The sequence below is a fragment of the Limnoglobus roseus genome, assembly GCF_008254045.1.
Taxonomy (GTDB): domain Bacteria; phylum Planctomycetota; class Planctomycetia; order Gemmatales; family Gemmataceae; genus Limnoglobus; species Limnoglobus roseus.
Genome location: NZ_CP042425.1, coordinates 1,302,726 through 1,327,342 on the forward strand (window position 1 = coordinate 1,302,726; position 24,617 = coordinate 1,327,342).

Genomic DNA, 24,617 nt, shown 5'->3' on the forward strand with positions numbered 1-24,617 from the left:
GGTTACTTCTGGTCCTTCAACAGTTCGAGCATCGCGTCGCCCATCGCCTTGCCGATGCGGTTGAACCAGATCGCACTGCCGAGGTAGTGATACGGGTGATCGCCACCGACCAGCTTCCACTGGTCGGGGTTCTTCTGCCAGGTGGGGTAGAGTTCCTCGGCCGCCGTATCGACCAGCGCGTCCGTGCGGATCGTCTTCACGTTGCCCTTGAACTGCGGCACGTCGTTCATGGCGAGTTGTGCCTTCTGGATCGTAAGCATCGCCCCGGTCGCCGGCTTCGAGCCGTTCTGCCCCATCGCCGCGATCACGAACGGCAACTTCGGGGCCTTCAAGTCTTTCCGCACATCTTGAATGAAGTGCGTCAGGTTCGACTCGTACTCGTTCTCCGCGCCGTACTGGTCGTTCCACCCCTGGAACCACACGAACCCGGTCAGTTCCACCGGCTTGCCCTTCAGGACCGGGAACAGCGTCCCGGCGTTGTCCGTCACGTCCTTCACCTCCGCCATCATCTTCCGGTACGACGAGCCGTAGTCCTTCTTCACGTCGTCCATCGTGGGCAGCGGGTTGTTCTTCTTGTTCTTCTCGTTCTCCTTCGTGACGCGGTCCTGGGCCTGTTTGAGTTCCTTCTCCAACACCGCAGCGGCGGGGAACCCGGCCGACGGCGAGCGGAACATCTTGTACAGTGAGTGCCCGCCCCACGCGGCCTTGACGAGAATCACCGACTCCTTGAAGTGGTCGCCCATCGCGGTGCCGAATTCCAACTCGCAGCCAGTGCGGTTGGGGGAGCCGTAGCCGACGGTGAGCAGCCCCTTGCGGTCCAGGAATTTGATGAACACGTCATCGCGGACGATCCACTTGTCGCCCTTGCGGAGGTGCGCGAACAGGTCTTTGGTCTTGGGGTCCGTGGCTTGGTGGTCCATCAGGGTATTGGGCGCTTTGCCCTCCATGTTCGACTGACCCGCGAGGATGAACACCCGCACCGGCTTGTCCGCGGCGCTTGCCGGCGCAGGCGCGAGGAGGCACGCGGCCACAAATCCGACCATGAAACGAGTCATCGGAGAGGTCTTTCTGTTGGGCAAACTCGCGGCCCGGTGGGCTTCCGTTCCGCTCGGAAGAGGGCGAGGAATTGGAAGTGTTCTACTCGAAGGCCAGGCCGTTACGAGAAATATCCCGGCGCGGTGGGCGTGCGCCGGCGTCACAACATGCTGTACGGGTCCACATCCACCTGAAACTCGACGCCGTGCGGCGACTTCGCAACTGACAGCACCTCGCGCATCACCGCGTGGAGCACGCCCGCGTTCTCGCTCTGAATTTGGAAGTGGAAGCGGTAGTAGCCGTTGAGCTTGAACACCGGGCACTCGGCCGGGCCGAGGAGCCGCAGTGTGGGTGTGCCGGGTTTCGTCACGCGGGTCACGGCGGCCTTGAACGCGCCGGCCAGTGTTTCCGCGAACTCGGCGGCGGCCGTTTCCTTCTCGCTGCGGACGATCAGCCGGGCGAGCCGCTGGTACGGCGGGTACTGGTGCTCGCGGCGGTGGCCGAGTTCCTGCTGCGAGAAGCTGATGAAGTCGTGCTTCGTGGCCAGGCTGATGCACGGGTGGTCTGGCGTGAAGGTCTGGATCATCACCTGCCCGCCCTTCTCGCCGCGGCCGGCCCGCCCGGAGACTTGCGCGAGCAGTTGGAACGTGCGTTCCGCGGCGCGGAAGTCCGGCAGGTGCAGGCCGACGTCGGCGTTGATGACGCCGACGAGCGTGACGTTCGGGAAGTCGAGGCCCTTCGCGATCATCTGCGTGCCGAGCAGGATGTGAATGAGGCCCTCGCGGAAGGCGTCGAGAACGCGCTGGTGGCTGCCGGGCTTCGACATCGTGTCGGAGTCCATCCGCTGCACGACCTTGTTCGGAAACTTCGCCTCGATCTCTTCTTGCAACTTCTCGGTGCCCAATCCCTGATAGCGGATCGACACCTGCGAGCAGGCCGGGCACTTCGTGAACGGGGCCGTCTCCCAGCCGCAGTAGTGGCAGACGAGCGACGACTTGTGCCGGTGGAACGTCAGCGACAGGTCGCAGTGGGCGCACTGGGCGACGTGGCCGCAACTCGGGCAGTGGACGTGCGTGCTGAACCCGCGGCGGTTCAGGAACAGCATGACTTGGCCGTTCGCCTTCAGGGCGTTGTTCATTGCCTGTTCAAGCGTCGGGCCGATGGCGAAGTGCTTGCCCGGCGTCTTCGGCTCGTGCCGGAGGTCCACGAGTTGCACTTTCGGCAGCGGCCGGTTCTCGACGCGGTTCGGCAGGCTGAGCAGCGTGTACCCGTCGGCCCGGTGGGCGTTGTGCCAGCTTTCGAGACTCGGCGTCGCACTGCCGAGGATGATCGGCACGTTGGCCAATCGTGCCCGCATCACGGCCACGTCGCGGGCGTGGTAGCGGGGCGTCGATTCCTGCTTGAAACTCGTCTCGTGTTCCTCGTCGATGATGATGACGCCGAGCTTCCGCGTCGGGGCGAAGACGGCCGAACGTGCCCCGACGACGACTTGAACCTGCCCCGTCGCGACACGACGCCAGTATTGGCCGCGCTCGCTGTCGGTGAGGTGCGAGTGCAGCACCGCGACCGTCCCACAGCGGCCGGAGAATCGCTCGATGGTCTGCGGAGTCAGGCTGATTTCCGGGACGAGGACGATGGCTTCCTTGCCCTGGCGCACGACCTCTTCGATGGCCCGCAGGTAGATCTCGGTCTTGCCGCTGCCAGTGACGCCGTGCAGCAGGAAGGGGTGATAGCCGCCGGTGTCGAGGAGCGGGCGGAGCATTTCCCACACGGCGACCTGATCGGCGTTCATCGTGATCGGCGGCAACGGCGTTTCCGTCAACGGCGGAGCGTCTTCCTTCAAGCCGTAGGGCACGGCCGAGCGTTCCATCCGCTCGACGAACTTCCGCGCCAGCCCCTTCGAGACGAGGCTGCTGATGGCCGCCGTGCCGCCGCCGAGCATGCGGGCGAGCGTGTGCAGGTCCATCGGCTTGCCTTCTCGCTTCAGCCGGTCGAGCGCCTGCTTCTGCTTCGGCGTGACGCTCGGCAACGGGTTCGGCAGTTCCTCGCGCGGTGTCGGGTGGACGAACGTGACGTTCTTCGTCCCGGCCTTCTCGCGGACGCCGGCCGGCACGACGGCGTGCAGCACCTGCCCCCACCCGCAGAGGTAGTAGTCGGCCATCCAGCGGGTCAGTTTCAGCAGGTGTTCGTCGAGGAGCGCGGTGTCGTCGAGGACGCGGGTGATGTTCTTGACCGCCCGCACCGGCGGCACGTCGGCCACGCGGATGACGTAGCCTTCCGTGGTCTTGTCGCCGCGGCCGAACGGGCACTCGACGCGCTTGCCGACGCCGACGGTTTCCCGCAGGGCGTCCGGCACGCCGTAAGTGTAGGCGTGGTCGAGCGGCCGGTCGAAGACGACGTCAACGAACAGCGTCACCGGGGCGACGCTGTCCGGGTGGTCGAGGAAGAGGTTCGTGGCCGTGGGCATGGTATGGGTTGCCATACCAGAAGGGTACCGCGGCGGTCAACCGCGGTGCAAACTCGGTTGCGGCCGGCGGTCGTTGGTTAGCCCACCCACTTCGCGTCGACGATGTCGAACTTCACCAACTCGGCCGGCGTGAACCACAGGCCGATTTCCGTCGTCGCGTTCTCGGGGCTGTCGCTGCCGTGGACGAGATTGTTCTGCACGCTGATCGCGTAGTCGCCGCGGATCGTGCCCGGGATCGACTTCGCCCCGTCGGTCAGGCCCATCAGGTTCCGGCAGACGGCCACCGCCTCGCGGCCTTCCAGCACCATCGCCACCGTCGGGCCGCTCGTCAGGAACGACAGCAGCGATTCGTAAAACGGCTTGCCCTTGTGGACGGCGTAGTGCTTCTCGGCCAACTCGCGCGGGGCTTGCACGAGCTTCAACCCGGCGAGGCGAAGCCCCTTGCGCTCGAAGCGAGTCAACAATTCACCGACGAGCCGGCGTTGCACGGCGTCCGGTTTCAACAAAATCAATGTTTGCTGCGACATGGTGTGAACCTCGGGGAGAGTCTTTCCTGTATGGTGCGACCCCGCTGGTAATTCGGCTACCCAAGCCGAGGCCGGAAGTGGTATTTTTCCGGCCAAGACTCACAGACGGCGGAGGCGAGCGGATGCGTCAGAAGGTTGGAACCCCAGGGCGGGCGGCCGTCGATTCGCTGGTGACCGGCGTCCGCACGGCGGTCGCGGTGGCGAAACGCTTGCCGTCGCGGTTCCCGGTCTGGATCGCTCTCGGCGCGGTCGCCCTCGCGGCCGGGTACGCGCCGACGCTCCGCGCGCCGTTCGACTTCATCGACGACGGCAACCTCGTCTACCCCGCGCCGCCCGGCACGACGCTCGGCGGGCACGTCGAACTCTGGTGGCAGAAGGTGCACGCCAACTACGAGCACCTCGGCCCGTTCCGGCCGACGCTGTGGGCGCACTGGGAAGTCTTCGCGAACGTCTGCGGCGGCGAAGCAAAACTCTGGCGGGCCGTCCGCTTCGTGTGGTGCGGCCTCGCGGCCGGGATGCTGCTCTGGCTGTTCCGCGAACTGAAGGTTCACCCCGTCGCGGCCCTCGTGGCCGGGGCGGTGGCGATGTGGAATCCGTACCGCAACGAAATCTGGACGAGCCTGACGCTCGGCGAAGGGGTGGCGATGCCCTACGCCCTGCTCGCCCTGGTCGCGGCCCGCAAGGGTGCGCACGCGGAACGCCCGCTGGCGTGGGACGTCGTGTCGATCCTCGGCGTGGTGACGGCGCTCGGGTGCAAGAACACGTTCGTCGCGCTGATTCCGGCGCAGGTGGCGCTGCGGATGTTCCCCGACGGCTTGACCCTCCGCGACGGCTGGCGGCGGAACGGCTGGCGGGCGCTCGCCCTGGCGTTGACGGTGGTCCTGCCCGCGGTCCACTTCGTCTACTTCAAACTGAACTGGCACCCGGGGCAGTACGTACCGCAAAAGCCTTCGGTCGAGCAGTTCGTCCGCGTTCTCAGCAGCTTGAAGGGGGCGATCGGCCTGGACTTCCTCGGCGCGGGGCTGGCGCTGGCGTTGACGTGCGTGGTGATTCAAAGAGCGGAACACCCATCCGTCGCAGCGGGAGGGCTTTTGGCGGCCCCCCTCTTGATCGCGGCGGGCGTTGTAGTCTACCTGCCGATGGACATGATGTCCGGCCGCTACGCCATGCCCGGCGTTTGGGGACTCGACGTCCTCATCGCGCTCCTGCTCACCCGGCTCATTCAGCTTCCACCCAGCCTTTGGCAGAAGCTCGCCTGGGTCGGCATCGGCATCGGCGTGCTGCTCGTTCTCGCGGCGAATCTGATCCGCCAGGAAAAAATTGCCGCCCGCTCGCGGTTGCTCTGGGACGTGGTGCACTATCTCGAACAGAACGCGGGGCCGAACGCGCAAGTGGCGTGGGTGTCCGGCGACAGCACGGCCGGCGAACTCAACGTCGAGGAGGGCATTCACGTCCGCTGGCACTTGCTCAACCGCGGTCGGCCGGACATTTCGATCGGCCTGTTCGACCGCGACGGGAAGCCGCTGGACCGCGTGGAACTGCCGCCCCTGGCCGGCGAACCGACCTTCCGCATCGCCGGCGGCCCAGGCGAGGGCCAGACGTTCCGCGAGCCGTACCAACTCGGGCGGAAGGTCTACGAGTGCAGCGTGGGACGGAAGTAACCCGGACCGTAATATAATCTCCGGGGCGCACCCCAGCGGCGTTGCCAATCACAACGCCGAGACGCCGCGGGTGCGAGGGAGGATTCGCCGCACATGGGCAAGCAACACAGTCCGGGCTTCTTGAAGATCGTCACCGACGCGAAGTCCCGCGTCACAGAATGCACCGTGGACGACGTCAAGCGGCGGCTCGACGCCGGCGAGAAACTCCTGATCGTGGACGTCCGCGAGGAGAGCGAGTACGCCGCCGGCCACGTGCCCGGCGCGCTGCACATCAGTAAGGGCGTCATGGAACGCGACGTCGAGACGAAAATCCCCGACCCCGCGGCCGAAGTGATCCTCTACTGCGGCGGCGGCTTCCGCTCTGCCCTGGCGGCCGACAACCTGCAAAAGATGGGCTACACCCATGTCATCAGCATGGACGGCGGCTGGCGGGATTGGACCGGGAGGGGGCTGCCGGTCAGCCGCGAGTGAAAATTTATCGCCTGTACCGATTTGGCAGTCGGCGATTCGCGCTCTACAGTTCGACCAAGGAATTCCTCGACAGTAGAACTCGGTCGGCGGTGGCGTGTGAAAAACTTTTGGGCTAACGGCAACAGCAACCCGACATCCGGCTCGCTCTTCAACAAGAAGTCGAGTATTTCGCCGGCCGCGACCCCGCCCGGCACGACGACCCCGCCGCCGAAGGCCGCGTCGTCGGCCCGCATGCCCGGCCTCTCGCTGAGCACGCCGGCCCCCCTCGACCCGACGTCGGTGAAGGTGCCCTTCGACCACGACTACGCCTGCGGCGTCTTCGTGGGGGCGTTCGCCATCCCGACCATGACCGTCACGCTGGACGTTGTCGAAGTCACCGACCCGACCACCAAACGGGTCGAGCGGACCGAGAACTGGCTGCGGACCAACGACATGCTCGCGATCCTGACCCGCGAGTACGGGAAGGCGCAGCAGAAACTCGCCGCCCTGCCGCCCGGGGCCGCCAAGGACCGCGACGACGCCACCCGCCGGCTGACCGAGGTCCGCGATCAGGTCGTCTGCGTGCTGCACAGCCGCCGCGCCTACCACCGGGTGAAGGAAGCCGGCATCCGCGTGCTGATCGAGATTTGAGTCCGCCCCTTCGTCCCACCCCCACTTCAATTTGACCACGGCCCGGACCCCCGGCTCACGCGGTTTTCGCGAACGCGATCAACTCCGGGTAGAAGGCGTGGAAGTCTTCGCACAGGCCGGCGTGGTTGGCGAGTAAGTCCGGCATCGCATCTTGAAGTGAGACGGCTCGCGTCGGCATCCGCTCCGCGATCCGCCGCGAGAGGCGGGCGAGCGTGTCGGCGATTCCTTCCGCGGTGCGGTAGCGGAACAGTCGGTCGTCCGCGACGAACCGTTCGAAGAACGGCCGGGCGGCGACTTCCACGTGCGGCACGCAGTCGTGCATCACGCCGTACATGCGGTCCGCGAAGTCTCTCAACGGCTCGTCCGAGTAGCGGTCCCATTCGCGGGCCAGGATGTGGTCGTAGTACACGTCGATGATGATGCCCGAGAACCAGCCCCAATTCTTGCTGATGCGCACGATGCTGCGTTGCACGAGTCCGTGCCGGTCGGTGAACGCATCGACGGCCCGGTGCTGGCGCACGCCGGCCTGGATCGTTTCGGGCAGCAACTTGACGACGGGGTTGCGAACGAAGTCGGCGAGGACGTTGCCGACACGGTGGTCCGGCGTGTCGTGCGAGAGGTGCAGGTGCGCGAGGAAGTTCATGAAGGGAATCTATCAAAGCCCACCCGTCGCGACGGGTGGGCTTTCGGCGGTGGATTACAGCACGCCCTTCGTGGACGGGATGCCACTCCCACGCGGGTCGGGTTCGACCGCTTGCCGCAGGGCGCGGGCCGTTGCCTTAAAGATCGTCTCAACGACGTGGTGCGTGTTGCGACCGTGGTGCATCACGACGTGCAAGGTGAGCAGCCCGGCCGACGACACCGCCCGCCAGAACTCCTCGGCCAACTGCGACGAGAAGGTGCCGAGAAGTTCCGTCGGCACGTCGGCTTTCCAGACCAGGAACGGCCGGCCGCTCAGGTCCACGGCGGCCGTCACAAGCGTTTCGTCCATCGGCACCGTCGCGTCGCCGTAGCGGCGGATGCCGGCCTTGTCACCGAGGGCTTGCACGAGGGCCTTGCCGAAGCAGATGCCGACGTCCTCGACCGTGTGGTGGGCGTCGATGTGCAGGTCGCCCTTGCAGGTCACGGTGAGGTCGAAGAGGCCGTGCTTCGCGATGTGCGTGAGCATGTGGTCGAAGAACCCGACGCCGGTGGCGACGGTCGATTTCCCCGTGCCGTCGAGGGTGAGCGTGAGGTCGATGGTCGTCTCCGCCGTCTCGCGGCGGATGGTGGCGGTGCGGGGCATGTCACGGTGTCTCAGTGGAAGGTGCGGACGGGGCCTTCGCCCCAACAAGGTCTTGCACTTGTTGTTCGAGTTCGCGAACGCGCGTCTGGAGCTTGAAGAAACGCCAGTTCACGATCTGTTGATACGGGCAGATGCAGAGCATGTAGAACAGAACGAACCTCATGCTGCCGGAACTGCCAGAGTCCCAGAAGCAGACGATCACGAGCGCGAATAGCAGTATCTCGGTTAAGGCGACAAAGCCTTGATCGGACGACCACCCTTGTCGAATCGCCATGGGAATTTCCCGACTAATCCGCGAGCCGGTCTTGAGTTCTTCGGCCCTGAAGGGGACGTTCTATCAGCCCAGGCCGTCAGGCCTGGGTCACGGCCATCATAACGAATCCGGCCCTGAAGGGGCCGTTCATTCGCAGGCTCGCGGGAATGAACGGCCCCTTCAGGGCCGAAATCCTGTGTCCCCGTACCCAGGCCTTCGGCCTGGGCTGACAGAACCGGCCTTTCAGGCCGGAAGACCGGGGCTACACGACCTTCCGCAGTTCCGCGAGCAGCTTGTCGATCTCGGCGTCGGTGCCGACGGAGATTCGGAGGCCGTCCCCGTAACCGGCGTAGTTCATGTACCGGACCAGGATGTTCTTCGCCTTCAGCGCCTCGTACATCGGCTTCACCGGCTTGTCGTTGCGGCGGCACCACAGGAAGTTCGCCTGACTGCCGGTGACGCGGAAGCCGAGCTTCGACAGTTCCGCCTGCATCCGGCCGCGGGTGGCGAGGATGCGGTCCCGCACGTCGGCGAAATAACCCTGGTCCTCGATCGCGGCCGTCGCGGCGGCGAGGCTCAGCACGTCGCAGTTGTAGGAGTCCTTCACCTTCAACAGTTCCCGCACCGTGTCCGGGTCGGCGACGGCGAAGCCGAAGCGGATGCCGGCCAGCGCGTAGGACTTGCTGAAGGTCCGCGTGACGATCACGTTCGGCAGTTCCTTCACCAGCGGCAGGCCGTTCCACTCGGCGAAGTCGGCATACGCCTCGTCCAGCACCAGCGGCCCGCCGACCTGTTCCGCGAGGCGTTCCAGCACGGGCAACCGCAGGCAACTGCCCGAGGGCGAGTTGGGGTTCGGCAGGAAAGTCAGGTTCGCAGCGGCGACCGGCCACGGGTTCGGCAGGCTCCAGTCGTCGGCGAACGGCACCGTCTGGAACTTCGCCCCCTGAATCTCGGCTAGTGACTTGTACAGGATGTAACTCGGCGTCGGCGACGCGATCAGGCCGCCTTCCGGCACGAACGCGCGCGTGAGGATCGTGAGGATGTCGTCGGAGCCGTTGCCGATGAGGATGGAATCGGGATCGACGCCGAGGACTTTGCCGGCGGCCTTGCGGAAGGTGTCGCCGAACGGCTGCGGGTACTTGCGGAGCTTGTCGCCGGTGAGGGCAGCGCGGATGGCCTCGAAGACCCTCGGCGACGGCGGGTACGGGTTCTCGTTGGTGTTGAGCTTGACGATGTCCGGGCTGTTGAGTTGCTCGCCGGGCACGTAGCCCGCCATGCCGCGGATGTTGGGACGGATGGCGTTCATGAGAGAGAAGGATACCGGGGGAACGAAAACGCCTCCGGACAGGCCGGAGGTCTTCATTCAACATTACCTGTTCGCGGAGAAAGGGGGAGGGCGGAATTGGCGAGCGGCCCGGCGTAAGCGGGCCGTGTCTCGGCACATCAGACACGGCCCGCTCGCGGTGACGTTACTTCGACAGCTTCTCGGCTTCTTCGCCGAGGAACGCCATCTGGGCGTTCTTGTTCGCGACCTTGCCATCCTTGCCGACGAGCATCAGGTGCGTGCCGATGATGCCGTACTGGGCGGCGAGGCTGCCATCGGCGGCGAACAGGTGCGCCCCCGGCAGGCCGGCGTCCGTCGCGGCCTTCGTCGCGACTTGGGCGCTCGTGTCCAGGCAGACGGTCACAATGTTCACGTTGCCGCCGAGCTTCTTCGCCAACTCGGCCAGTTCCGCCGCGTCCTTTTTCAAGTCCTGCTGGAAGCTACCCCAGAAGTAGACGATCGAAACCTTGCCGCCGAGATTCGCCACGTTCACGGGTTGGCCGCCGAGCGTCGTGCCGGCGAGTGCGATCGGCTTGCCCTCGCACTCCAGGCGACGGATCGAGCCGGCCGCTTGTGCGGCGAGTTGGTGCGTCGGGAAGTTCTTGGCAATGGCCGCGTACTGGGCCTTCGCCTCCTCCTCGCCCTTCTTGCCGCGGGACTCTTCCGCCAGGGCCAACCGGTAATGAGCTTCCGGCGTCTCCTCGTTCGTCGGGTAGGTCTTGATGAAGCTGGCGAGCGAGTCCCGCCACCACGTCTGAACGTCCTCGATTTCCTTTGGCCTGCCGTTGGTGGCGGTCAGCTTCGCGGAGTACTCCAGCCCCAGCACGCGGAACGCGGCGAAGCCGGCGATGGGCGACCCCTTGGCGACCTTCTCGATCTGGTCCCGCCACGCGACGAGTTGCTTGCCGCCCTCGGCCTCACCGGCTTCGGACGCCGCGACGTAGGCGTCGAGCAGTTGTTTCAGGAAGATTTCCTGCGACGGGTTGCCCTGGAGTTTCGTGGCGACTTCGTTCAGGACGGCCGCCCGCTCCATCTGGAACTTGCCGTAGCCAGGCGTGCCGTAGGCGACGGTAGGAATGCCATCGATCTTCTTGATGAGTTCCTGCGCGGCCGGCGGAATGTCCACGCCGCCGGTACCGGGTGTCCCCGGGTCGGACGCGGGCGAAATGGGGGAGGGGCCGTCAACGAGTTTCCACGCGCGGCCGACCTGGATCAGTTCGCCGAGGCTGAACGTAACGGCCTGCGTGTCCACGCCCTTGTCGACGAGCACGCCGGCGTTGCGGTGCCGGACCAAGTCAGTGCGGCCCTGGAACTCGTCGGCCGGGATCGTCTCCGGGGCCCACAGTTCGACGTGAATCCACTTCGCCTTGTCGGTCAACTTCAGGGCGTCGGCCGTCGCCTGCAACCGCTCGACGGCCTTCGCCGTGCGTGCGGTGATCGCCTGAATCTGCGGGGCCGGCAGGCCGATGGCTTGCAGGTCCTTCGGCGTGACGAGGAGCGCTTGCAACTTCGCAGCGTCCTTCTTCAGAACCGCCTCGAAGATTTCGCGGCTGACTTCCTCCGGCGAGATCGCCTCCCACACGTCCACGGTGCCGTTGCCGTCCGTGTCGACACCGACGCGGCTGCCGTTCGTGCCAAGCCAGCGGAACTGCTTGCCACCGGGGACTTCGGTCTCGCGGTAGACTTCCTGGCCGTTCTGGTAGAAGGAGAGGATGTTGTAATTTTGTGCGCCGACGGCGAGGAACCGGCGGACGGTGCGGTTGTTGGCGTCGGTGAGGACGTAGCCGACGGGTTGCTTCTCGTTCGGGTACGGCGTGACGCGACAGCGGGCGACATCAGCCGGCGTGAGCGCCGCGGCCGCACCGGCTTGCTTCGGCGCGATGGCGGCCATCTCTTCGGCCTTCGGCATCGGCGGCACCGCGAACGCGCTTCCCACGCCGAGGCCGCCGAGGAGGGTCAGGGTAGCGAGGACGCGGGTGGTGATTCGTTTGGTCGTCATCCGAGGTTCTCCTGCACGAACTGCGGACCGTGTCCGCCCGACACAGCCTCGGGAATCGTCATCGACCGGATAACCGGCACAGGTTGAGGGAAAAGAGCCGGAAGGGGAACTCTCACGGCCCGTGCGGGATTGGCGAAGATCGGGAAGGGCTTCAGAAGTAGACGCACACGGGGCCGGAGAAGTCGTGCCGACGGACGGCGGCCGCGATCTGCTCGGCGATCTTGGCCCCGCCGGTGGCCGAGGGTTCGATGGGCGACAGACTGGAGTAGTCGTTGACGCTGGTGCAAACGAGCCGCAAGTCGATGACGGGCAGTTTGGCAGCGAAGGCCGTTCGCGTGATGATTTCGTTGAAGCCGCGGAGGGCGGTTCGGTCGGCGAGTTCGAGGTGCGGGATCGAATCGTAGACCGTGCAGACGGCGGTGGGTTTGCCGATGGCCACCACCTGGCGCAGCATCGCCCGGTAGCTTTTCTCGAACTCGTCGAGGGCTTCGCCGATCACGAGCATGGCTTCGCCGACGGTCACGGCCGGCTCTCGCAGAATGTGGACGGCCGAGAGGGCGTCGTTGCCGCCGACACTCAAGACCAGGTGCGTGGCACCCGCCGGCAGGTTCGGAAGTTGGGCGGGAACGTCATCGGTGATCGCGCCATCGACGGCGCACAGCGTCGCCCGCCAGTCTTTCGGCAGACTCATCCGAACCTGCTCGATCACGCACGGCTTGTCCGGGACGTACCTCGCGTTATCGAAGATGGAATCACCGAGGAGGACAACGTGTGACATGGGAGACCCCGCTGAAGGATGTGATCGAACCGATTGGATGCGGAGTGTAACCGATCTCGCTCCCCGAGGTGATAAAACGACGAAAGCCCACCCGTCGCGACGGGTGGGCTTTGTGAGGTTGCAGTTTCGGGTTACTTGCCTTCGGTGTACTCGACCAGTTCGATCGTCGCCTCGTAGTTGTTGATAACGTAGCTCAGTTTCACCATGCCCTTGCCGGCGCTGTACCACGTCTTCACGCTCGTCTTCTGGCCGGCCACGTCCAATTCCGGGGCGTCCACGACGACCGCCTCGAACTCCTTGCCGTCCTTCGTCTTGACCTTCTCCTTCTCGTCCTTGATCGTGTACTTGCCCTTCAGCGGTTGCTCCTGCACCTTCGAGTCCACCGTCCAGCTGCCGTCCTTCTTGGCGGGCAGAGCCAGGATCTTCACCGGCGGGGTGATCGGGCTGTCGTTGATCTTCGTCCGGTAGACGCCGTCGGCCTGCACCTTCACGGTTTCCTTCGCGACGGCCCGGTTCGCCACCATCGTGGACAGGGTCGCCTCGCCGTCCTTGACGGCGTCAACCTTGATTTGCACGTCCTGGCCGTCGCCGAGCTTGTACTTCCACACACTGCCCGCCTTCAGCGGGTACAGGTCGGTGGTCGCGGCCGGGGCTGCCGGCGGGGCCGCGGGAGCGGCCGGCGTGCCGGCCGGCGGTGCCGCCGGCGGTGCGGGTGGCGGGGCCTGAGCCGCCACGGCGGTCGCCAGACCGATGATGGCGAAGCTTCCGAGAATCAGTCGGCTAATCCGTCGCATGAAGCGTCTCCGCGGAAAGAACGAGTGAGAGTGTCTGGACAGTATACGAATCGTTGAGGGCGGGTGAAGCGGACTTCGTCATTGTAACTCCCTCCGGCCGGCCTAAGATGCCCGCAAGCCCCACCTCTTGCGGAGACCAGCCATGCGACCCCGGTTGCTGCTCGCGGCCTTGCTTGTGTTCGCCCTACCCGTGTTCGGCCGTGCCGCCCCGGCCCCGGCCGGCGGGAAAAGTAACGGCCCGCCCATCGTCTTCCAAGTGGCCCCCGTTGACAAGTTCCTGGCCGACGTCCGCGGCATCGTCCGCACCGTCGGCGGCGACGGCATCGTGCAGATGATGGACGGCGCGATCACGAACAAGTTCGGCGAAAAGGGTTGGGCTGGCATCGACACGAAGAAGCCGGTAACCGGGTACATCTTCTTGCCGAACAAGGCGCTGAAGGGCGTCGAAGACTTCAAAGAAATCTACGGTGTCGTCGCCATCCCCGTCACGAGCGAGGACGAATTCAAGGGCTTTTTCCGACGGCTCTCGCCCCCGGACGACCCGGTAACCTTCAAGCCGGTCGAGGGTAAGAAGGGCCTGTACGCGCTGGAAAACAAGACCGAAGACACGATCCAGATGCGGGTTCGCTTCCACGAAGGGTACGCCTACGTCGGCGTCAACGCGAAGGACGACCAACTCGACGCGACCGCCCTCGTCTCCGCGGCCGATCTCGTGAAAGCCAACGACCCCGGCCTTGTGTTGATCCGCTTCATCACCGACCGCTACCCGGAAGAACTCGTCAAACAACAGTCGCAGCAAATCGACGAGATGGTCGCCAAACTGAAGGAGCAGGCCGGCGGCGGAGTTGGTTGGATCGGCGGCATTCTGGAGAGTTACGCCGCGATGACGAAGCGGATGAGTACCGTCATGAAGGAAACCGAGGAGTCCGGTTTCCGCCTCGCCTACGACGAGAAGGCCGCCGAAGTCGCGATCGAAACCTACGCGGTGCCGAAGAAGGGATCGGCTTACGCACTGGAACTCGCCGACATGAAGTCCGGCACGAACCGCTTCGCCGCCCTGGTGACGGACAAAACGCCGGCCGCCGTTCTCCTGCAACTGCCGACTTCGTCCCCGGAATTCCGGGACATGCTCTCCAAGGCCATCGACGCCGGGCAGAAGGCGAAGGACAACGCCCCGCCGCCGGCTCAACCGATTCTTGAGGAACTGCTCAAGGGTCTGGGCCGCACCGTGAAGGCCGATTCCCTCGACTTCGCCGTGGCCGTGAACCCCGGCAAGGACGGCCACTACACCGGCGTGGCCGCGATCAGCTTCGACGACGCGACCGGCCTGGAGAAGGTTCTGAAGGAGGCGTACAAGGACGCCCCGCAAGACGTGAAGGACACGGTCAAACTCGACGTGGACAAGATCGAGGGCGTGAACGTCCACCGCATCTCGCCGCCGGACTCCGACGAGAAGGCCAAGAAGCTCTTCGGCTCGACCGACATCTTCGTGGCCTTCGGTCCGAAGGGCGTCTACGCGGCCATTGGCATCGACGCGAACGCGGCGATCAAGGCCGCCCTCACCGCCAAGCCCGCCCCGGCGAAGGTGGTGGACGTGGTCGTGAACCCCAAACTCCTCGGCGACATGGCCGGGACCGTGGACGAGAACGCCGGCAAGATGGTCGCCCAAGTTCTGGGCGGCACCGACAAGCGCCTCTCGGCCTTCTCCATCAGCTACGAGGGCGGGGCGTCGATGAAGATGCGCACCGCATTGAACCTGAACGTGATCCCGAAGGCCATGATGATGACGTTCGCGATGCGGGGAGCCGCCGCGCCGGCCCGTTGAGGAAGGGGCAGAATTCGCGTCGCCCGCCCAGACCAACATCAGGGCGGGCGAAATTGTTTCTGCACAATCGGCGCAAACCGAATAATCGTCCAGTGATACAGATTACCCTGTCGTTCGAATCGAACCCTCGCGGTTGCGAGTGGGAAGTCTCATTCCTATAACGATAGTAGTCCCTTCTCCGCCGTCCGGTGTTATTCGGCGGCCGATTGCCACGACGGAAGTCATGCCCCCGATTACGGTTGAGACCGAATCGGCGGCCGAGGTAGCAGAATGGGTTCCTTGAAAATCCGGCGCATCGACCTGACGGCGAACAACGCTTCTACGCAACTTGCCAAACTCCGAGACCAGTTCCGACCCGAATCCGAGGTCGTCTCGGCCCAGGCCAAGAAACTCACGCAAGCCGTTTTCGGACAACATCTTACACCAGTTCAAGCCGTCGAGCGAATCTGCAACGACGTGCGGAGCAAGGGGTTACCGGCGGTCTTTCAATACACGGAATCCTTCGACAAAGTCAAACTCAAGCCCGACGCCTTCCGCGTGAAGAAGGAAGAGATGGCCGCCGCCCATGCCGCGGCCGCTCCGGAGTTCCTCGAAGTCGTCCGCCGCATCCGGTACAACATCGACTCCTTCCAGCACGGCCTCCTGCACCAGGACGCCGAGCTGCGAGTCTCGGGGCAGCACGAAGTCACGCTCCGCTACCGGCCGCTGAACCGCGTCGGCGTCTACTGCCCCGGCGGCGCGGCCGCTTACCCCTCGACCCTGCTCATGACCGTCTGCCCGGCGAAGGCGGCGGGCGTGAACCAGATCATCGTCTGCCTGCCGCCGAAAGACACGGGCGCTTACAACAAGGACATGCTCGCCGTCTGCTACGAGTTAGAGGTGGACGAAGTCTACCGCGTCGGCGGCGCGCAAGCGGTCGCGGCGATGGCCTACGGCGTGGACGGCATGAAGCCGGTCGAGATGATCGTCGGCCCCGGCAGTCAGTTCGTCGCCCTCGCCAAGAAGCACGTCTTCGGCCAAGTGGCCATCGACTGTATCGCCGGCCCGAGCGAGATCGTGGTGGCCGCCGACGACTCGGCCCACCCGCACTACGTCGCCCTCGACCTGCTCGCCCAGGCGGAGCACTCCCCCGGCGTGCCGATCCTGGTGACGTGGTACGAGCCACTGTTGGACGAAGTCGAAGCGGCACTCGTCAAGCGAATGGCGAAGCTGTCGCGGGCCGATTTGGCGAAGGACTCGCTCGAACGGTACGGCGCGTTCGTGCTTGCCCCGGACAAGCAGGGGGCGATCGACTGCGTCAACACGCTGGCCCCGGAACACCTGCACATCCAGACCCGCGACCCGGACGGATTCGCCGAGTCGGTGCAAAGTGCGGGCGCAATCTTCCTGGGGCCGTTCACCCCGGTGGCCCTCGGCGACTACGCGGCCGGCCCGAGCCACGTCCTGCCGACGGGCGGCACGGCCCGGTTCAGCAGCGGCCTGACGGCCAACGACTTCCGCAAGCGGACGAGCATCCTGCGGTTCACCCGCAACGGCTTGAAGGACATCGCCGAGGACGTGATTTACATCGCGAAGAAAGAGGGCCTGACTGCCCACGCCGCGAGCGTCGAACAGCGGGCCAACGACAACGGGCCCGCCGCTCGCCCGAAGCCGAAGCCGGACAAGGTGCTGGCGGCCGCCGGGGCGGGTCCGGCGAAGAAGTAATCCGCGCCGGGCTTTCCGGCCCCGGACGGGGCCGAGGGATGTAGCCACGGGTGGAGCGCAGCGCAACCCGTGGCGAACTCGGTGAGGTCTTCTGCCCCGGATGGGGCAGAGGGAACAGGCTCTTTCCTTCGCCCCATCCGGGGCTGACGCCTTCATACTCCCTTCCACGGGTTCCACTTCGTTCCACCCGTGGCTACAATCCTCGACCCCGCCCGGGGCCGAAATCCAGAACCGAGAACCCGGCCATTCTGTGAATGTCCCTGCCACCTTGTGGGATAGGCCCATGAACTCCGTCTGCGTCTTCTGCGGGTCCGCGAGCGGCACGAACCCGCTCTACGCCGAAACCGCCCGCGCCACCGGGGCGGAACTCGCCCGCCGGTCGCTCACGCTCGTTTACGGCGGCGGCCGCGTCGGGCTGATGGGCGAAGTCGCCACCGCGACCGTTGCGGCCGGCGGGCAGGTCGTCGGCATCATCCCCGGCATGTTGGCGGCGAAGGAAATCGCCTTCGCCGACGGCGCGGAACTGATCGTCGTGGACACGATGCACGTCCGCAAGGCGATGATGGCCGACCGCGCCGACGCCTTCCTCGCCCTGCCGGGCGGCTTTGGGACGTGCGACGAACTCTTCGAAATCCTCACCTGGGCGCAGATCGGCATTCACCAGAAGCCGATCGGCCTGCTGAACGTCGCCGGCTTCTACACGCCGCTGTTGGCCTGGCTGGACCACGTCGTGATCGAAGGCTTGCTGAAGCCGAAGCACCGCGAGTTGTTGATCGTGCGGGAAACCGTGGGCGAATTGCTCGACGCGCTGGCGGAGTGGAAGCCGGTTCAGCCCGTCGAGAAGTGGGCGACGCTCGCGGAACGGTAATGGATGAAGGGGTGAGCGGGTGACATGGTGAAGGGGTGAGAAAACCGCGTCTTTTCACCCCTTCACCATGCCACCCGCTCACCCCTTCATCTTCCGGTCATTTCATGTCGCAGTAGTCGATGAGTTGGGCCACTTCCGTTCGTAAGTCGCGGCGGTGGACGATGCGGTCCACGAAGCCGTGTTTCATCAGGAACTCGCTCGTCTGGAAGCCGTCCGGCAGTTCGAGGCGGATCGTGTTCTTGATCGTCCGCGCGCCGGCGAAGCCGATCATCGCCTTCGGCTCGGCGAGGGTGATGTCCCCCTGGAAGGCCCAACTCGCGGCCACGCCGCCCATCGTCGGGTTCGTCAGCACGCAGATGTAGAGGCCGCCGGCCGAGTCGTACTTCGCGAGGGCCGCCGAAATCTTGGCCATCTGCATCAGCGACAGGATGCCCTCTTGCATCCGCGCGCCGCCGCCGGACCCGGAGACGAAAATCAGCGGGACGCGCAACTCGGTCGCCCGCTCCGCTGCCCGTGCCAACTTTTCGCCGACGACGCTGCCCATGCTGCCGGCCATGAACGCGAAGTCGGTGATGCCGATGACGACCCCCCGCCCGCGGATGAACCCGCGACCGGTAACGGCGGCGTCCTTCAGGCCGGTCTTCTTCTGCTGGTCCACGATCCGCTTGCTGTACGGCTGACTGTCCACGAAGCCGAGCGTGTCCACCGGTTGCAGGTTCGCGTCCCACTCCTCGAAGGTGTTCTCGTCGAGTAGTTGCGCGATGCGGTCGCCAGCGGACGTGTAGAAGTGGTGCTGGCACTGCTCGCAGACGTTCAGGTTCCGCTCCACGTCCTTCTTAAAGAGCGTGGCCTTGCACGTGGGGCACTTGATCCACAGCCCTTCGGGGACGCCGCGTTTGATTTCGGAAGAGGACATCGCTACTCCAAGCCCACCCGCCGCGACGGGTGGGCTCTCGATCACCTTACTTGTCATCGATCTGGGCCAGGGATTGGAACTTCTTCCCTTCGACGTAGGCGAGGAACGCGCCGCCGCCGGTGCTCACGTGCGTCATCTTGGCGTCGTAGCCGAATTGCTCGACGGCTTCCGCCGTCTCGCCGCCGCCGACGACCGTGACCGCACTGCTGCCGGCCATCGCCTCGGCGATGCCCTTCGTACCCTTGCTGAACGCGGCCTTCTCGAACCAGCCGACCGGGCCGTTCCAGATCACCGTGCCGGCCTGCTGGATCTTCTCGGAGTACGCCGCCAGCGTCTTCGGGCCGATGTCCACGCCCTCGAAACCGGCCGCGATATTGCCCTCGAAAACCTGCGTGCTGTTCAGGTCGTCGGACTTGGCCGCGAGCGCATCGACCGGCAGCGTGATCTTCGTGCCGACGAACTGCAACAGTGGTTGGGCGGCGGTGAGTTCCTCGGCCGCAACTTGCGTACTGCCGACATCCACGCCCTTCGCCTTGAGGAAGGTGTAAGCCATCTTGCCGCCGATCAACAGGTGATCGACCTTTTGCAGAAGCGCGTTGATGAACGCGATCTTGTCCGACACCTTCGCCCCGCCCATCACGGCCAGCACCGGCTGCTTCGGGGCGCTCATCAGCCCCTCGATGATTTCCAGTTCCTTTGCCACGAGCAAGCCGACGGCCCGCGGCTTCCGCACCGACTTCAGCGCGGCCGGCACGGCGACCATGCTCGCGTCCTTGTCGTTGTGACAGGTGCCGAAGGCGTCGTTCACGTAGGCGTCGCCGAGGGTGGCGATGGCGGCTGCGAACTCCGGGTCGTTCTTCTGCTCACGCGGGTCGAAGCGGACGTTCTCCAGCATCACCACGTCGCCGGGCTGCATCGCCGCCACGGTGGCCGTCACTTCCGGGCCGACGACCGTGCTGCCGGCCTTCTTCACCGGCTTGTCGAGCAAGTCCGCCAGCCGTTCGACGACCTTGTCCATCGTCAGCAGCTTGTCCTTCGTCGCGTCGCCGCTCGGCCGGCCGAGGTGGCTCATCGCGATGATCGACGCGCCCGCCTTCAGCAGTGCCTTCAGCGTCGGAATCGCCCCGCGGATGCGGCGGTCATTCTTGATCTCGCCGCTGACCTTGTCGAGCGGCACGTTGAAGTCCACGCGGATGAGGACCTTCTTGCCCGTCAGGTCGCCGAGGTCGGCAATCGTTTTCTTGGCCATGATGTGAGTGCTTCGCTGGGGTAAAGTTGGGTGGAAGGCAGACGATTTCTTGGAACCCAGAGCGGAAGCGACGGGGTGTAGAGACGGCCCTCCACCCCGTCGCTTCCGCTCTGGGTTCCAAAAGCGGTTAGCCCTTCGCGACCATGTACTTCAGCAGGTCGACGCAGCGGTTGCTGTAGCCCCACTCGTTGTCGTACCAGCTCACGAGCTTGAAGAACTTGTCGTTCAGCTCCATGCCGCTGCCGATGTCGAAGATGCTGCTGTGGTTATCGTGGATGAAGTCGCTGCTCACCACGTCTTCGTCGGTGACGGCGAGGATGCCCTTGAGGTACGTCTCGCTGGCCTTCTTCATGGCCTGGCAGATTTCCTTGTAGTTGGTCGACTTCGTCGTCTTCACGACGAGGTCCACGACGCTGACCGTCGGGGTCGGCACGCGGAACGACATGCCGGTGAGCTTGCCCTTCACTTCGGGGATCGCCAGGCCGACGGCCTTCGCGGCGCCGGTGCCGCTGGGGATGATGTTGATGGCCGCCGCCCGGCCGCCCTTCCAGTCCTTCTTGCCGCCGGGGCCGTCCACGGTCTTTTGCGTGGCGGTGTAGCTGTGGACCGTCGTCATCAGGCCTTCTTCAACGCCGAAGCCTTCCTTCAGCAGCACGTGGACAACTGGCGCGAGGCAGTTCGTCGTGCAGCTCGCGTTGCTGATGATGTTGTGGGCCTTCGGGTCGTACTTCTCGTTGTTCACGCCCATTACGACGGTGATGTCTTCGTCCTTCGCCGGGGCCGAGATGATGACCTTCTTCGCGCCGGCGGTGATGTGGCCCTTCGCCTTCACGGCTTCCGTCCAGAGGCCGGTCGATTCGATCACGTAATCGACGCCGAGTTCTTTCCACGGCAGTTGTTCGGGGGTCGCGCGGAGGCCGAGCGATTTGATTTCGTGGCCGTCCACGACGAGGATGTCATCGTCGGCGAGGTCGGGCTTTGACCGCTTCGTGGTGACGGTCTTGTTGAACCGGCCCTGCGTGGAGTCGTACTTGAGGAGGTACGCGAGGTTGTCAGCCGGGACCACGTCGTTCACGGCGACGACGTCGAGTTCTTTGCCGAGGAGGCCTTGTTCCACGAGCGCGCGGAACACGAGGCGACCGATCCGCCCAAACCCGTTGATGCCGACTTTGACAGCCATCGCACTAATTCTCCCGGAGAGGCGAGTAAGGAAACAACGACTCCCCCATGTTACGGGGGCGTTGCATCCGGGATAAATTATGGATCGGGCCGCCGAATGTCACGCGGCGGCGGGGAAGTGTCAGAATCGGCACGAACTCAACCCGTCGGTTTCGCCTACGGCTCCGGGTACAAGATCGGCCGCTGCTGGTTGAGGTTCTCGGGCCGTTCGCCCAGCACGATCACCACAGAAATCTTCTTCTCGCCGCGCTTCACGACCACGGGCACGCGCGAGCCGGGGCGGAGGCTGCCGATCACCTCGCGGATGTCGTCGAACGTCTTCGGCTGGGTCGTGCCGATCTCGTAGAACTGGTCGCCGGCTTGCAAACCGGCCTTCTGGGCCGGGCCGTTCGGTTCGACGCGGTCGATACGAAGTTCGTCGTCGGTGTTCTTCCAGACGCCGAGGTAGCCGTTGCCGAACGGGTCGGGCGGGGGGCCCTTCGGCACCGGGGCCGACCACGCGGTCGCCGCGGTCAGCAGCACGATCGTCACTGATCGGATCACGTCGATTCCTCCGCCGGAGAGCCACCGCCCATTATCCACAGTTCGCCCAACAAAGGAAGCCCACCGAGTCGGCCGGAAAACAATGGCGTCCCTCCCGCCGGCGCGGTAACACTGAGACGATCCCCGCCGCACTTCGGAGTTCCCATGCGTTTGCTCTCCTCCCTCGCCCTGACTCTTGCCCTCGCGACTGCCCTCCCCGCCGCTGACAAACCGGCCGTCGTCAAGGAAGAGGGCCAACCCGTCGCGGCCAACGCCGAGCGCGTCGCGAAGGCACTCGCCTTCCTCGGCACGCCGCTGCCGCCGGACTTGGTGAAGTCGCTTCAAGCCGCCGTCGAGAAGCAGGACGCGGCCGAGATTCAGAACCTCCTCGACGACCGCGTGCTGTTCGTGGTCAGCATCAGCCCGGAGGCGCGCGTCAAGGTCGCCCGCGGGCCGGCGGAGGCGATCCTTCAACAGTCCGGGTGGACGCCCGTTCTCGTGAAGATCGTGAACGAGGCGACGATCAAGAAGCGGTTGGGCATCGGCAGCACGCAGGGCGGGCCGGTCTACTCGGGGCAGGGCCGCGTCGCGAAAGACCCGAAGGCCGACCCGAACACCGTGAAGCGGTTCGCACAACTGGAGATGTTCCAATCGCCGCCGATGACGGCCGAGTTGAGCGGGCTGAAGGTCGAATACGCCGTCGCGCTGGTCTATTCGAGCGAAGCCGGGAAGCGCGAGATCACCGTGAGTTTCGACGCGGGGCAGGGGTCGCAAGACCTGGGTTTCCGGGCGGAAGTGCCGGTCGTGTTCGACATCAAGCCGGCCATCCCGGTGAAGCTGAAGGTGCTGGACTTCGACGGCACGCCGACGGTCGGCCGGTTCACGTTCAAGGACGCGGCCGGGCACGTCTACCCGCCGCAGGCGAAGCGCCTCGGGGCCGACCTGTTCTTCCAGCAACAGATTTACCGGGCCGACGGCGGCACGGTGCTCCTGCCGCCCGGCGAGTTCACGGTCGAGTACGGCCGCGGACCGGAGTACCAGACCATCACGAAGATGATCCGCGTAGGACTGACCGTGAAGACGGAGATTGCACCGGGCGTATTCACGAACCCGCCGCCCGGCACGCCCGCGACGGAACCGCCGATGTTCGAGTTCAAACTGCAACGCTGGATCAACCCGGTCGACCACGGGTTCTACAGCGGCGACCACCACATCCACGCGGCCGGCTGCGCCCACTACACGAACCCGACCGAGGGTATCATGCCGGAGGACATGTTCTTGCACGTCAAGGGCGAGGGGCTGAACGTCGGGTGCTGCCTGACGTGGGGGCCGTGCTACGACTTCCAGCGGAAGTTCTTCGACGCGAAGCCGTGGGAGCGGAGCGAACCGTTCACCGTGCTGAAGTACGACGTGGAAGTCAGCGGGTTCGGCTCGCAGGCGCTCGGCCACGTCAACCTGTTGAACCTGAAGGACCAGACGTACCCCGGCTCGGAGGGGACGAAAGTGAAGGGATGGCCGACGTGGACGACGCCACTGATGAAGTGGGCGAAGGCCCAGGGCGGCGTCACCGGCTATGCCCACTCGGCGAACGGCCTGACCGTGAACGCGAAGGCCAGCACCGAGCGGCTGTTCGAACGACTCGCCACGAACCGGGCCGGCGCGCCCTTCACGAAGGACGAGGCCGACGCCGGGCTGTGGCCGCTGCCGGAGGATTTCGACACGCTCGACGCGGACAAGAACGGTCGGGTCACGCCGGAGGAACTTCGCGCGGGCACAGACCGCCAACTCGGGAAGCTGCCGAACCTGCTCATCCCGCAGATGGACGGCATCGGCGCGCAGGAGATTTGCGTCACGTCAGCCCTCGGCGTGTGTGACTTCATCAGCGCGATGGACACCGACCGCGTGGCCGAGTGGAACTGCTGGTACCACGTCCTCAACTGCGGCTTCCCCCTGAAGGTGTCCGGCGAGACGGACTTCCCGTGCATCACCGGCAGCCGCGTCGGGCAGGGCCGCGTGTACGTGCAACTCGGCAAGGTGGCCGCCGTGGACTACGCCGCGTTCTGCAACGCCATCGCGGCCGGCAAGTCCTACGTCTCCGACGGCTACGCGCACGCCTTCGGCTTCCAGGTCGGCAACGGCAAGCTCGGCGACACCATCACGGCGAAGGCCGGGACGAAGCTGCCGGTAACGGCGAAGGTGACGTTCGACCCGCAGATGTTCCTTGGCACGTCCGTCGGGGGCAAGCAAGCCCCGTCTGACAAGCGGCTCGTCGAACTCGTCGTCAACGGGAAGGCGGTGGCGAAGAAGGAAGTGCCGGCCGATCAGAAGTTGCACGACGTGGCCTTCGACGTGACGATCGACCGGAGTTCGTGGGTGGCGATCCGCAGCTTCCCGCAATTGCACACCAACCCCGTGTTCGTGCGGGTGGACGACAAGCCGATCCGGGCGTCCCGCGACAGTGCGAAGTGGTGCGTCGGCGTGATCGAGCAGTTGTGGAAGGTCCGCAAGAACGACATCAAGCCGGCCGAGCGGGCCGAGGCGGAGAAGACGTTCCGGGAGGCGATCGAGATTTACAAGAAGATCGGGGCCGAGGTGAAGGATTAAACAGCGTCGCGGTGTGATCGGGGCGGGAGTCGGGTCACGGCGACCGGACTCCCGCCCCGATCACACCGCGACGCCGCTGTTCGTCAAAAGTCGGCGGACGGCGGCCAACATGCTCGGCAGGGCGAAGGGCTTCGAGAGGTATTCCGTGATTCGCGGGTGCGAGCCGTTGTCCATCACGACATCGCCCACGTACCCGGAGATGAACACAATCGGCAGCAGTGGCTTTTCCGCCCTCAGCTTCCGGGCGAGGTCCGGCCCCGTCAGGCCGGGCATGCGGACATCGGTAATGAGAAGGTCCACGCCTTCCAGTTCGTTCGAGATCAGTTCGGCCGCACGGAAGCCGTTCTCCGCTTCCACCACCCGGTAGCCGTTCGTTTCGAGCAGCGACCGCACGAGCGTGCGAATCATCTCCTCGTCGTCCACCACCAACACGAGTGGTCTCAGGTCGACATAGTCCTGGTGAGTATCAATCACGGTAATTCCTGGCGTCGAAGACTGGCGGTCACGGAACTAACCACCACATGTT

At 65.3% G+C, this 24,617-nt stretch carries 22 protein-coding genes; 7 read left to right on the forward strand and 15 right to left on the reverse strand.

What is annotated here, in order from left to right; all coding sequences use genetic code 11:
- Positions 1-2: 2 nt before the first annotated feature.
- The 3 genes from PX52LOC_RS05230 to ndk all read right to left on the reverse strand — a co-directional run bounded on the left by PX52LOC_RS05230 (position 3) and on the right by ndk (position 4,029).
- Positions 3-1,055: a sialate O-acetylesterase gene (locus PX52LOC_RS05230; protein ID WP_149109097.1), complete on the reverse strand. Its 1,053-nt coding sequence runs from the start codon at positions 1,053-1,055 to the stop codon at positions 3-5.
- Positions 1,056-1,195: 140 nt separating this feature from the next.
- A complete protein-coding gene (gene priA, locus PX52LOC_RS05235) occupies positions 1,196-3,502 on the reverse strand; it encodes a replication restart helicase PriA (protein ID WP_246173656.1) in 2,307 nt (768 codons plus the stop codon).
- Positions 3,503-3,579: 77 nt separating this feature from the next.
- Positions 3,580-4,029, reverse strand: coding sequence for a nucleoside-diphosphate kinase (gene ndk / locus PX52LOC_RS05240; protein WP_149109099.1), 450 nt, complete (start codon positions 4,027-4,029; stop codon positions 3,580-3,582).
- Positions 4,030-4,151: 122 nt separating this feature from the next.
- Between ndk and PX52LOC_RS05245 the strand changes: the two genes are divergently transcribed.
- The 3 genes from PX52LOC_RS05245 (at position 4,152) to PX52LOC_RS05255 (ending at position 6,791) form a co-directional block, all read left to right on the forward strand.
- Positions 4,152-5,690 (forward strand): hypothetical protein, encoded by a 1,539-nt coding sequence (locus PX52LOC_RS05245; protein ID WP_149109100.1) that lies wholly within the window; start codon positions 4,152-4,154, stop codon positions 5,688-5,690.
- Between the two features lie 93 nt (positions 5,691-5,783).
- A complete protein-coding gene (locus PX52LOC_RS05250; RefSeq protein WP_149109101.1) occupies positions 5,784-6,161 on the forward strand; it encodes a rhodanese-like domain-containing protein in 378 nt (125 codons plus the stop codon).
- A 96-nt stretch (positions 6,162-6,257) separates the two neighbouring features.
- Positions 6,258-6,791: a hypothetical protein gene (locus PX52LOC_RS05255; RefSeq protein WP_149109102.1), complete on the forward strand. Its 534-nt coding sequence runs from the start codon at positions 6,258-6,260 to the stop codon at positions 6,789-6,791.
- A 55-nt stretch (positions 6,792-6,846) separates the two neighbouring features.
- Here the strand turns inward: PX52LOC_RS05255 and PX52LOC_RS05260 are convergent, their stop codons facing one another.
- From PX52LOC_RS05260 to PX52LOC_RS05290, 7 genes are all read right to left on the reverse strand, one after another.
- The gene (locus tag PX52LOC_RS05260) at positions 6,847-7,434 is read right to left on the reverse strand and encodes an acyl carrier protein phosphodiesterase (RefSeq protein WP_149109103.1); all 588 of its coding nucleotides are present in this window, start codon (positions 7,432-7,434) and stop codon (positions 6,847-6,849) included.
- 54 nt (positions 7,435-7,488) lie between these two features.
- Positions 7,489-8,076, reverse strand: a complete 588-nt coding sequence (gene hisB / locus PX52LOC_RS05265; RefSeq protein WP_149109104.1) for an imidazoleglycerol-phosphate dehydratase HisB — start codon at positions 8,074-8,076, stop codon at positions 7,489-7,491.
- Between the two features lies 1 nt (position 8,077).
- On the reverse strand, positions 8,078-8,350 hold the full coding sequence (locus PX52LOC_RS05270) for a hypothetical protein (RefSeq protein WP_149109105.1): 273 nt from the start codon (positions 8,348-8,350) through the stop codon (positions 8,078-8,080).
- A 241-nt stretch (positions 8,351-8,591) separates the two neighbouring features.
- On the reverse strand, positions 8,592-9,635 hold the full coding sequence (gene hisC / locus PX52LOC_RS05275) for a histidinol-phosphate transaminase (RefSeq protein ID WP_149109106.1): 1,044 nt from the start codon (positions 9,633-9,635) through the stop codon (positions 8,592-8,594).
- A 163-nt stretch (positions 9,636-9,798) separates the two neighbouring features.
- Entirely contained in the window at positions 9,799-11,652 is a 1,854-nt protein-coding gene (locus PX52LOC_RS05280) for a redoxin domain-containing protein (RefSeq protein ID WP_149109107.1), read from the reverse strand.
- Positions 11,653-11,803: 151 nt separating this feature from the next.
- On the reverse strand, positions 11,804-12,430 hold the full coding sequence (locus PX52LOC_RS05285) for an SGNH/GDSL hydrolase family protein (RefSeq protein WP_149109108.1): 627 nt from the start codon (positions 12,428-12,430) through the stop codon (positions 11,804-11,806).
- Positions 12,431-12,561: 131 nt separating this feature from the next.
- Positions 12,562-13,224: a hypothetical protein gene (locus PX52LOC_RS05290; protein ID WP_168218704.1), complete on the reverse strand. Its 663-nt coding sequence runs from the start codon at positions 13,222-13,224 to the stop codon at positions 12,562-12,564.
- Between the two features lie 142 nt (positions 13,225-13,366).
- On the opposite strand from PX52LOC_RS05290, the gene PX52LOC_RS05295 reads away from it, so the two are divergent.
- From PX52LOC_RS05295 to PX52LOC_RS05305, 3 genes are all read left to right on the forward strand, one after another.
- Positions 13,367-15,049 carry a hypothetical protein gene (locus tag PX52LOC_RS05295; protein WP_149109110.1) on the forward strand — a complete coding sequence of 561 codons (1,683 nt, stop codon included), beginning with the start codon at positions 13,367-13,369 and terminating at the stop codon, positions 15,047-15,049.
- Between the two features lie 270 nt (positions 15,050-15,319).
- Positions 15,320-16,753 (forward strand): histidinol dehydrogenase, encoded by a 1,434-nt coding sequence (gene hisD / locus PX52LOC_RS05300; protein ID WP_149109111.1) that lies wholly within the window; start codon positions 15,320-15,322, stop codon positions 16,751-16,753.
- Between the two features lie 283 nt (positions 16,754-17,036).
- The gene (locus PX52LOC_RS05305) at positions 17,037-17,621 is read left to right on the forward strand and encodes an LOG family protein (protein WP_149109112.1); all 585 of its coding nucleotides are present in this window, start codon (positions 17,037-17,039) and stop codon (positions 17,619-17,621) included.
- A 97-nt stretch (positions 17,622-17,718) separates the two neighbouring features.
- On the opposite strand, the gene accD is transcribed toward PX52LOC_RS05305, so the two are convergent.
- From accD to PX52LOC_RS40245, 4 genes are all read right to left on the reverse strand, one after another.
- Entirely contained in the window at positions 17,719-18,594 is an 876-nt protein-coding gene (accD, locus tag PX52LOC_RS05310; protein ID WP_390636734.1) for an acetyl-CoA carboxylase, carboxyltransferase subunit beta, read from the reverse strand.
- Positions 18,584-19,786, reverse strand: coding sequence for a phosphoglycerate kinase (locus PX52LOC_RS05315; protein WP_149109114.1), 1,203 nt, complete (start codon positions 19,784-19,786; stop codon positions 18,584-18,586). The genes accD and PX52LOC_RS05315 overlap by 11 nt, the downstream gene beginning before the upstream one ends.
- 127 nt (positions 19,787-19,913) lie before the next feature.
- Positions 19,914-20,966: a type I glyceraldehyde-3-phosphate dehydrogenase gene (gene gap / locus PX52LOC_RS05320; protein ID WP_149109115.1), complete on the reverse strand. Its 1,053-nt coding sequence runs from the start codon at positions 20,964-20,966 to the stop codon at positions 19,914-19,916.
- Between the two features lie 155 nt (positions 20,967-21,121).
- On the reverse strand, positions 21,122-21,508 hold the full coding sequence (locus PX52LOC_RS40245; protein ID WP_168218814.1) for a PDZ domain-containing protein: 387 nt from the start codon (positions 21,506-21,508) through the stop codon (positions 21,122-21,124).
- Between the two features lie 144 nt (positions 21,509-21,652).
- Between PX52LOC_RS40245 and PX52LOC_RS40250 the strand changes: the two genes are divergently transcribed.
- The gene (locus tag PX52LOC_RS40250; protein ID WP_168218815.1) at positions 21,653-24,091 is read left to right on the forward strand and encodes a CehA/McbA family metallohydrolase; all 2,439 of its coding nucleotides are present in this window, start codon (positions 21,653-21,655) and stop codon (positions 24,089-24,091) included.
- A 60-nt stretch (positions 24,092-24,151) separates the two neighbouring features.
- Here PX52LOC_RS40250 and PX52LOC_RS05330 read toward each other — a convergent pair whose 3' ends face one another.
- Complete coding sequence (locus PX52LOC_RS05330) at positions 24,152-24,565, reverse strand: response regulator (protein WP_149109117.1); 414 nt, start codon at positions 24,563-24,565, stop codon at positions 24,152-24,154.
- Positions 24,566-24,617: the final 52 nt, after the last annotated feature.

Excerpts from the sequence above, each read along its gene's own strand:
- PX52LOC_RS05230 (WP_149109097.1), bottom strand. The coding sequence starts at position 1,055 with ATGACTCGTTTCATGGTCGGATTTGTGGCCGCGTGCCTCCTCGCGCCT.
- priA (WP_246173656.1), bottom strand. The coding sequence starts at position 3,502 with ATGCCCACGGCCACGAACCTCTTCCTCGACCACCCGGACAGCGTCGCC.
- ndk (WP_149109099.1), bottom strand. The coding sequence starts at position 4,029 with ATGTCGCAGCAAACATTGATTTTGTTGAAACCGGACGCCGTGCAACGC.
- PX52LOC_RS05245 (WP_149109100.1), top strand. The coding sequence starts at position 4,152 with ATGCGTCAGAAGGTTGGAACCCCAGGGCGGGCGGCCGTCGATTCGCTG.
- PX52LOC_RS05250 (WP_149109101.1), top strand. The coding sequence starts at position 5,784 with ATGGGCAAGCAACACAGTCCGGGCTTCTTGAAGATCGTCACCGACGCG.
- PX52LOC_RS05260 (WP_149109103.1), bottom strand. The coding sequence starts at position 7,434 with ATGAACTTCCTCGCGCACCTGCACCTCTCGCACGACACGCCGGACCAC.
- hisB (WP_149109104.1), bottom strand. The coding sequence starts at position 8,076 with ATGCCCCGCACCGCCACCATCCGCCGCGAGACGGCGGAGACGACCATC.
- PX52LOC_RS05270 (WP_149109105.1), bottom strand. The coding sequence starts at position 8,350 with ATGGCGATTCGACAAGGGTGGTCGTCCGATCAAGGCTTTGTCGCCTTA.
- hisC (WP_149109106.1), bottom strand. The coding sequence starts at position 9,635 with ATGAACGCCATCCGTCCCAACATCCGCGGCATGGCGGGCTACGTGCCC.
- PX52LOC_RS05280 (WP_149109107.1), bottom strand. The coding sequence starts at position 11,652 with ATGACGACCAAACGAATCACCACCCGCGTCCTCGCTACCCTGACCCTC.
- PX52LOC_RS05285 (WP_149109108.1), bottom strand. The coding sequence starts at position 12,430 with ATGTCACACGTTGTCCTCCTCGGTGATTCCATCTTCGATAACGCGAGG.
- PX52LOC_RS05290 (WP_168218704.1), bottom strand. The coding sequence starts at position 13,224 with ATGCGACGGATTAGCCGACTGATTCTCGGAAGCTTCGCCATCATCGGT.
- PX52LOC_RS05295 (WP_149109110.1), top strand. The coding sequence starts at position 13,367 with ATGCGACCCCGGTTGCTGCTCGCGGCCTTGCTTGTGTTCGCCCTACCC.
- hisD (WP_149109111.1), top strand. The coding sequence starts at position 15,320 with ATGGGTTCCTTGAAAATCCGGCGCATCGACCTGACGGCGAACAACGCT.
- PX52LOC_RS05305 (WP_149109112.1), top strand. The coding sequence starts at position 17,037 with ATGAACTCCGTCTGCGTCTTCTGCGGGTCCGCGAGCGGCACGAACCCG.
- accD (WP_390636734.1), bottom strand. The coding sequence starts at position 18,594 with ATGACAAGTAAGGTGATCGAGAGCCCACCCGTCGCGGCGGGTGGGCTT.
- PX52LOC_RS05315 (WP_149109114.1), bottom strand. The coding sequence starts at position 19,786 with ATGGCCAAGAAAACGATTGCCGACCTCGGCGACCTGACGGGCAAGAAG.
- gap (WP_149109115.1), bottom strand. The coding sequence starts at position 20,966 with ATGGCTGTCAAAGTCGGCATCAACGGGTTTGGGCGGATCGGTCGCCTC.
- PX52LOC_RS40250 (WP_168218815.1), top strand. The coding sequence starts at position 21,653 with ATGCGTTTGCTCTCCTCCCTCGCCCTGACTCTTGCCCTCGCGACTGCC.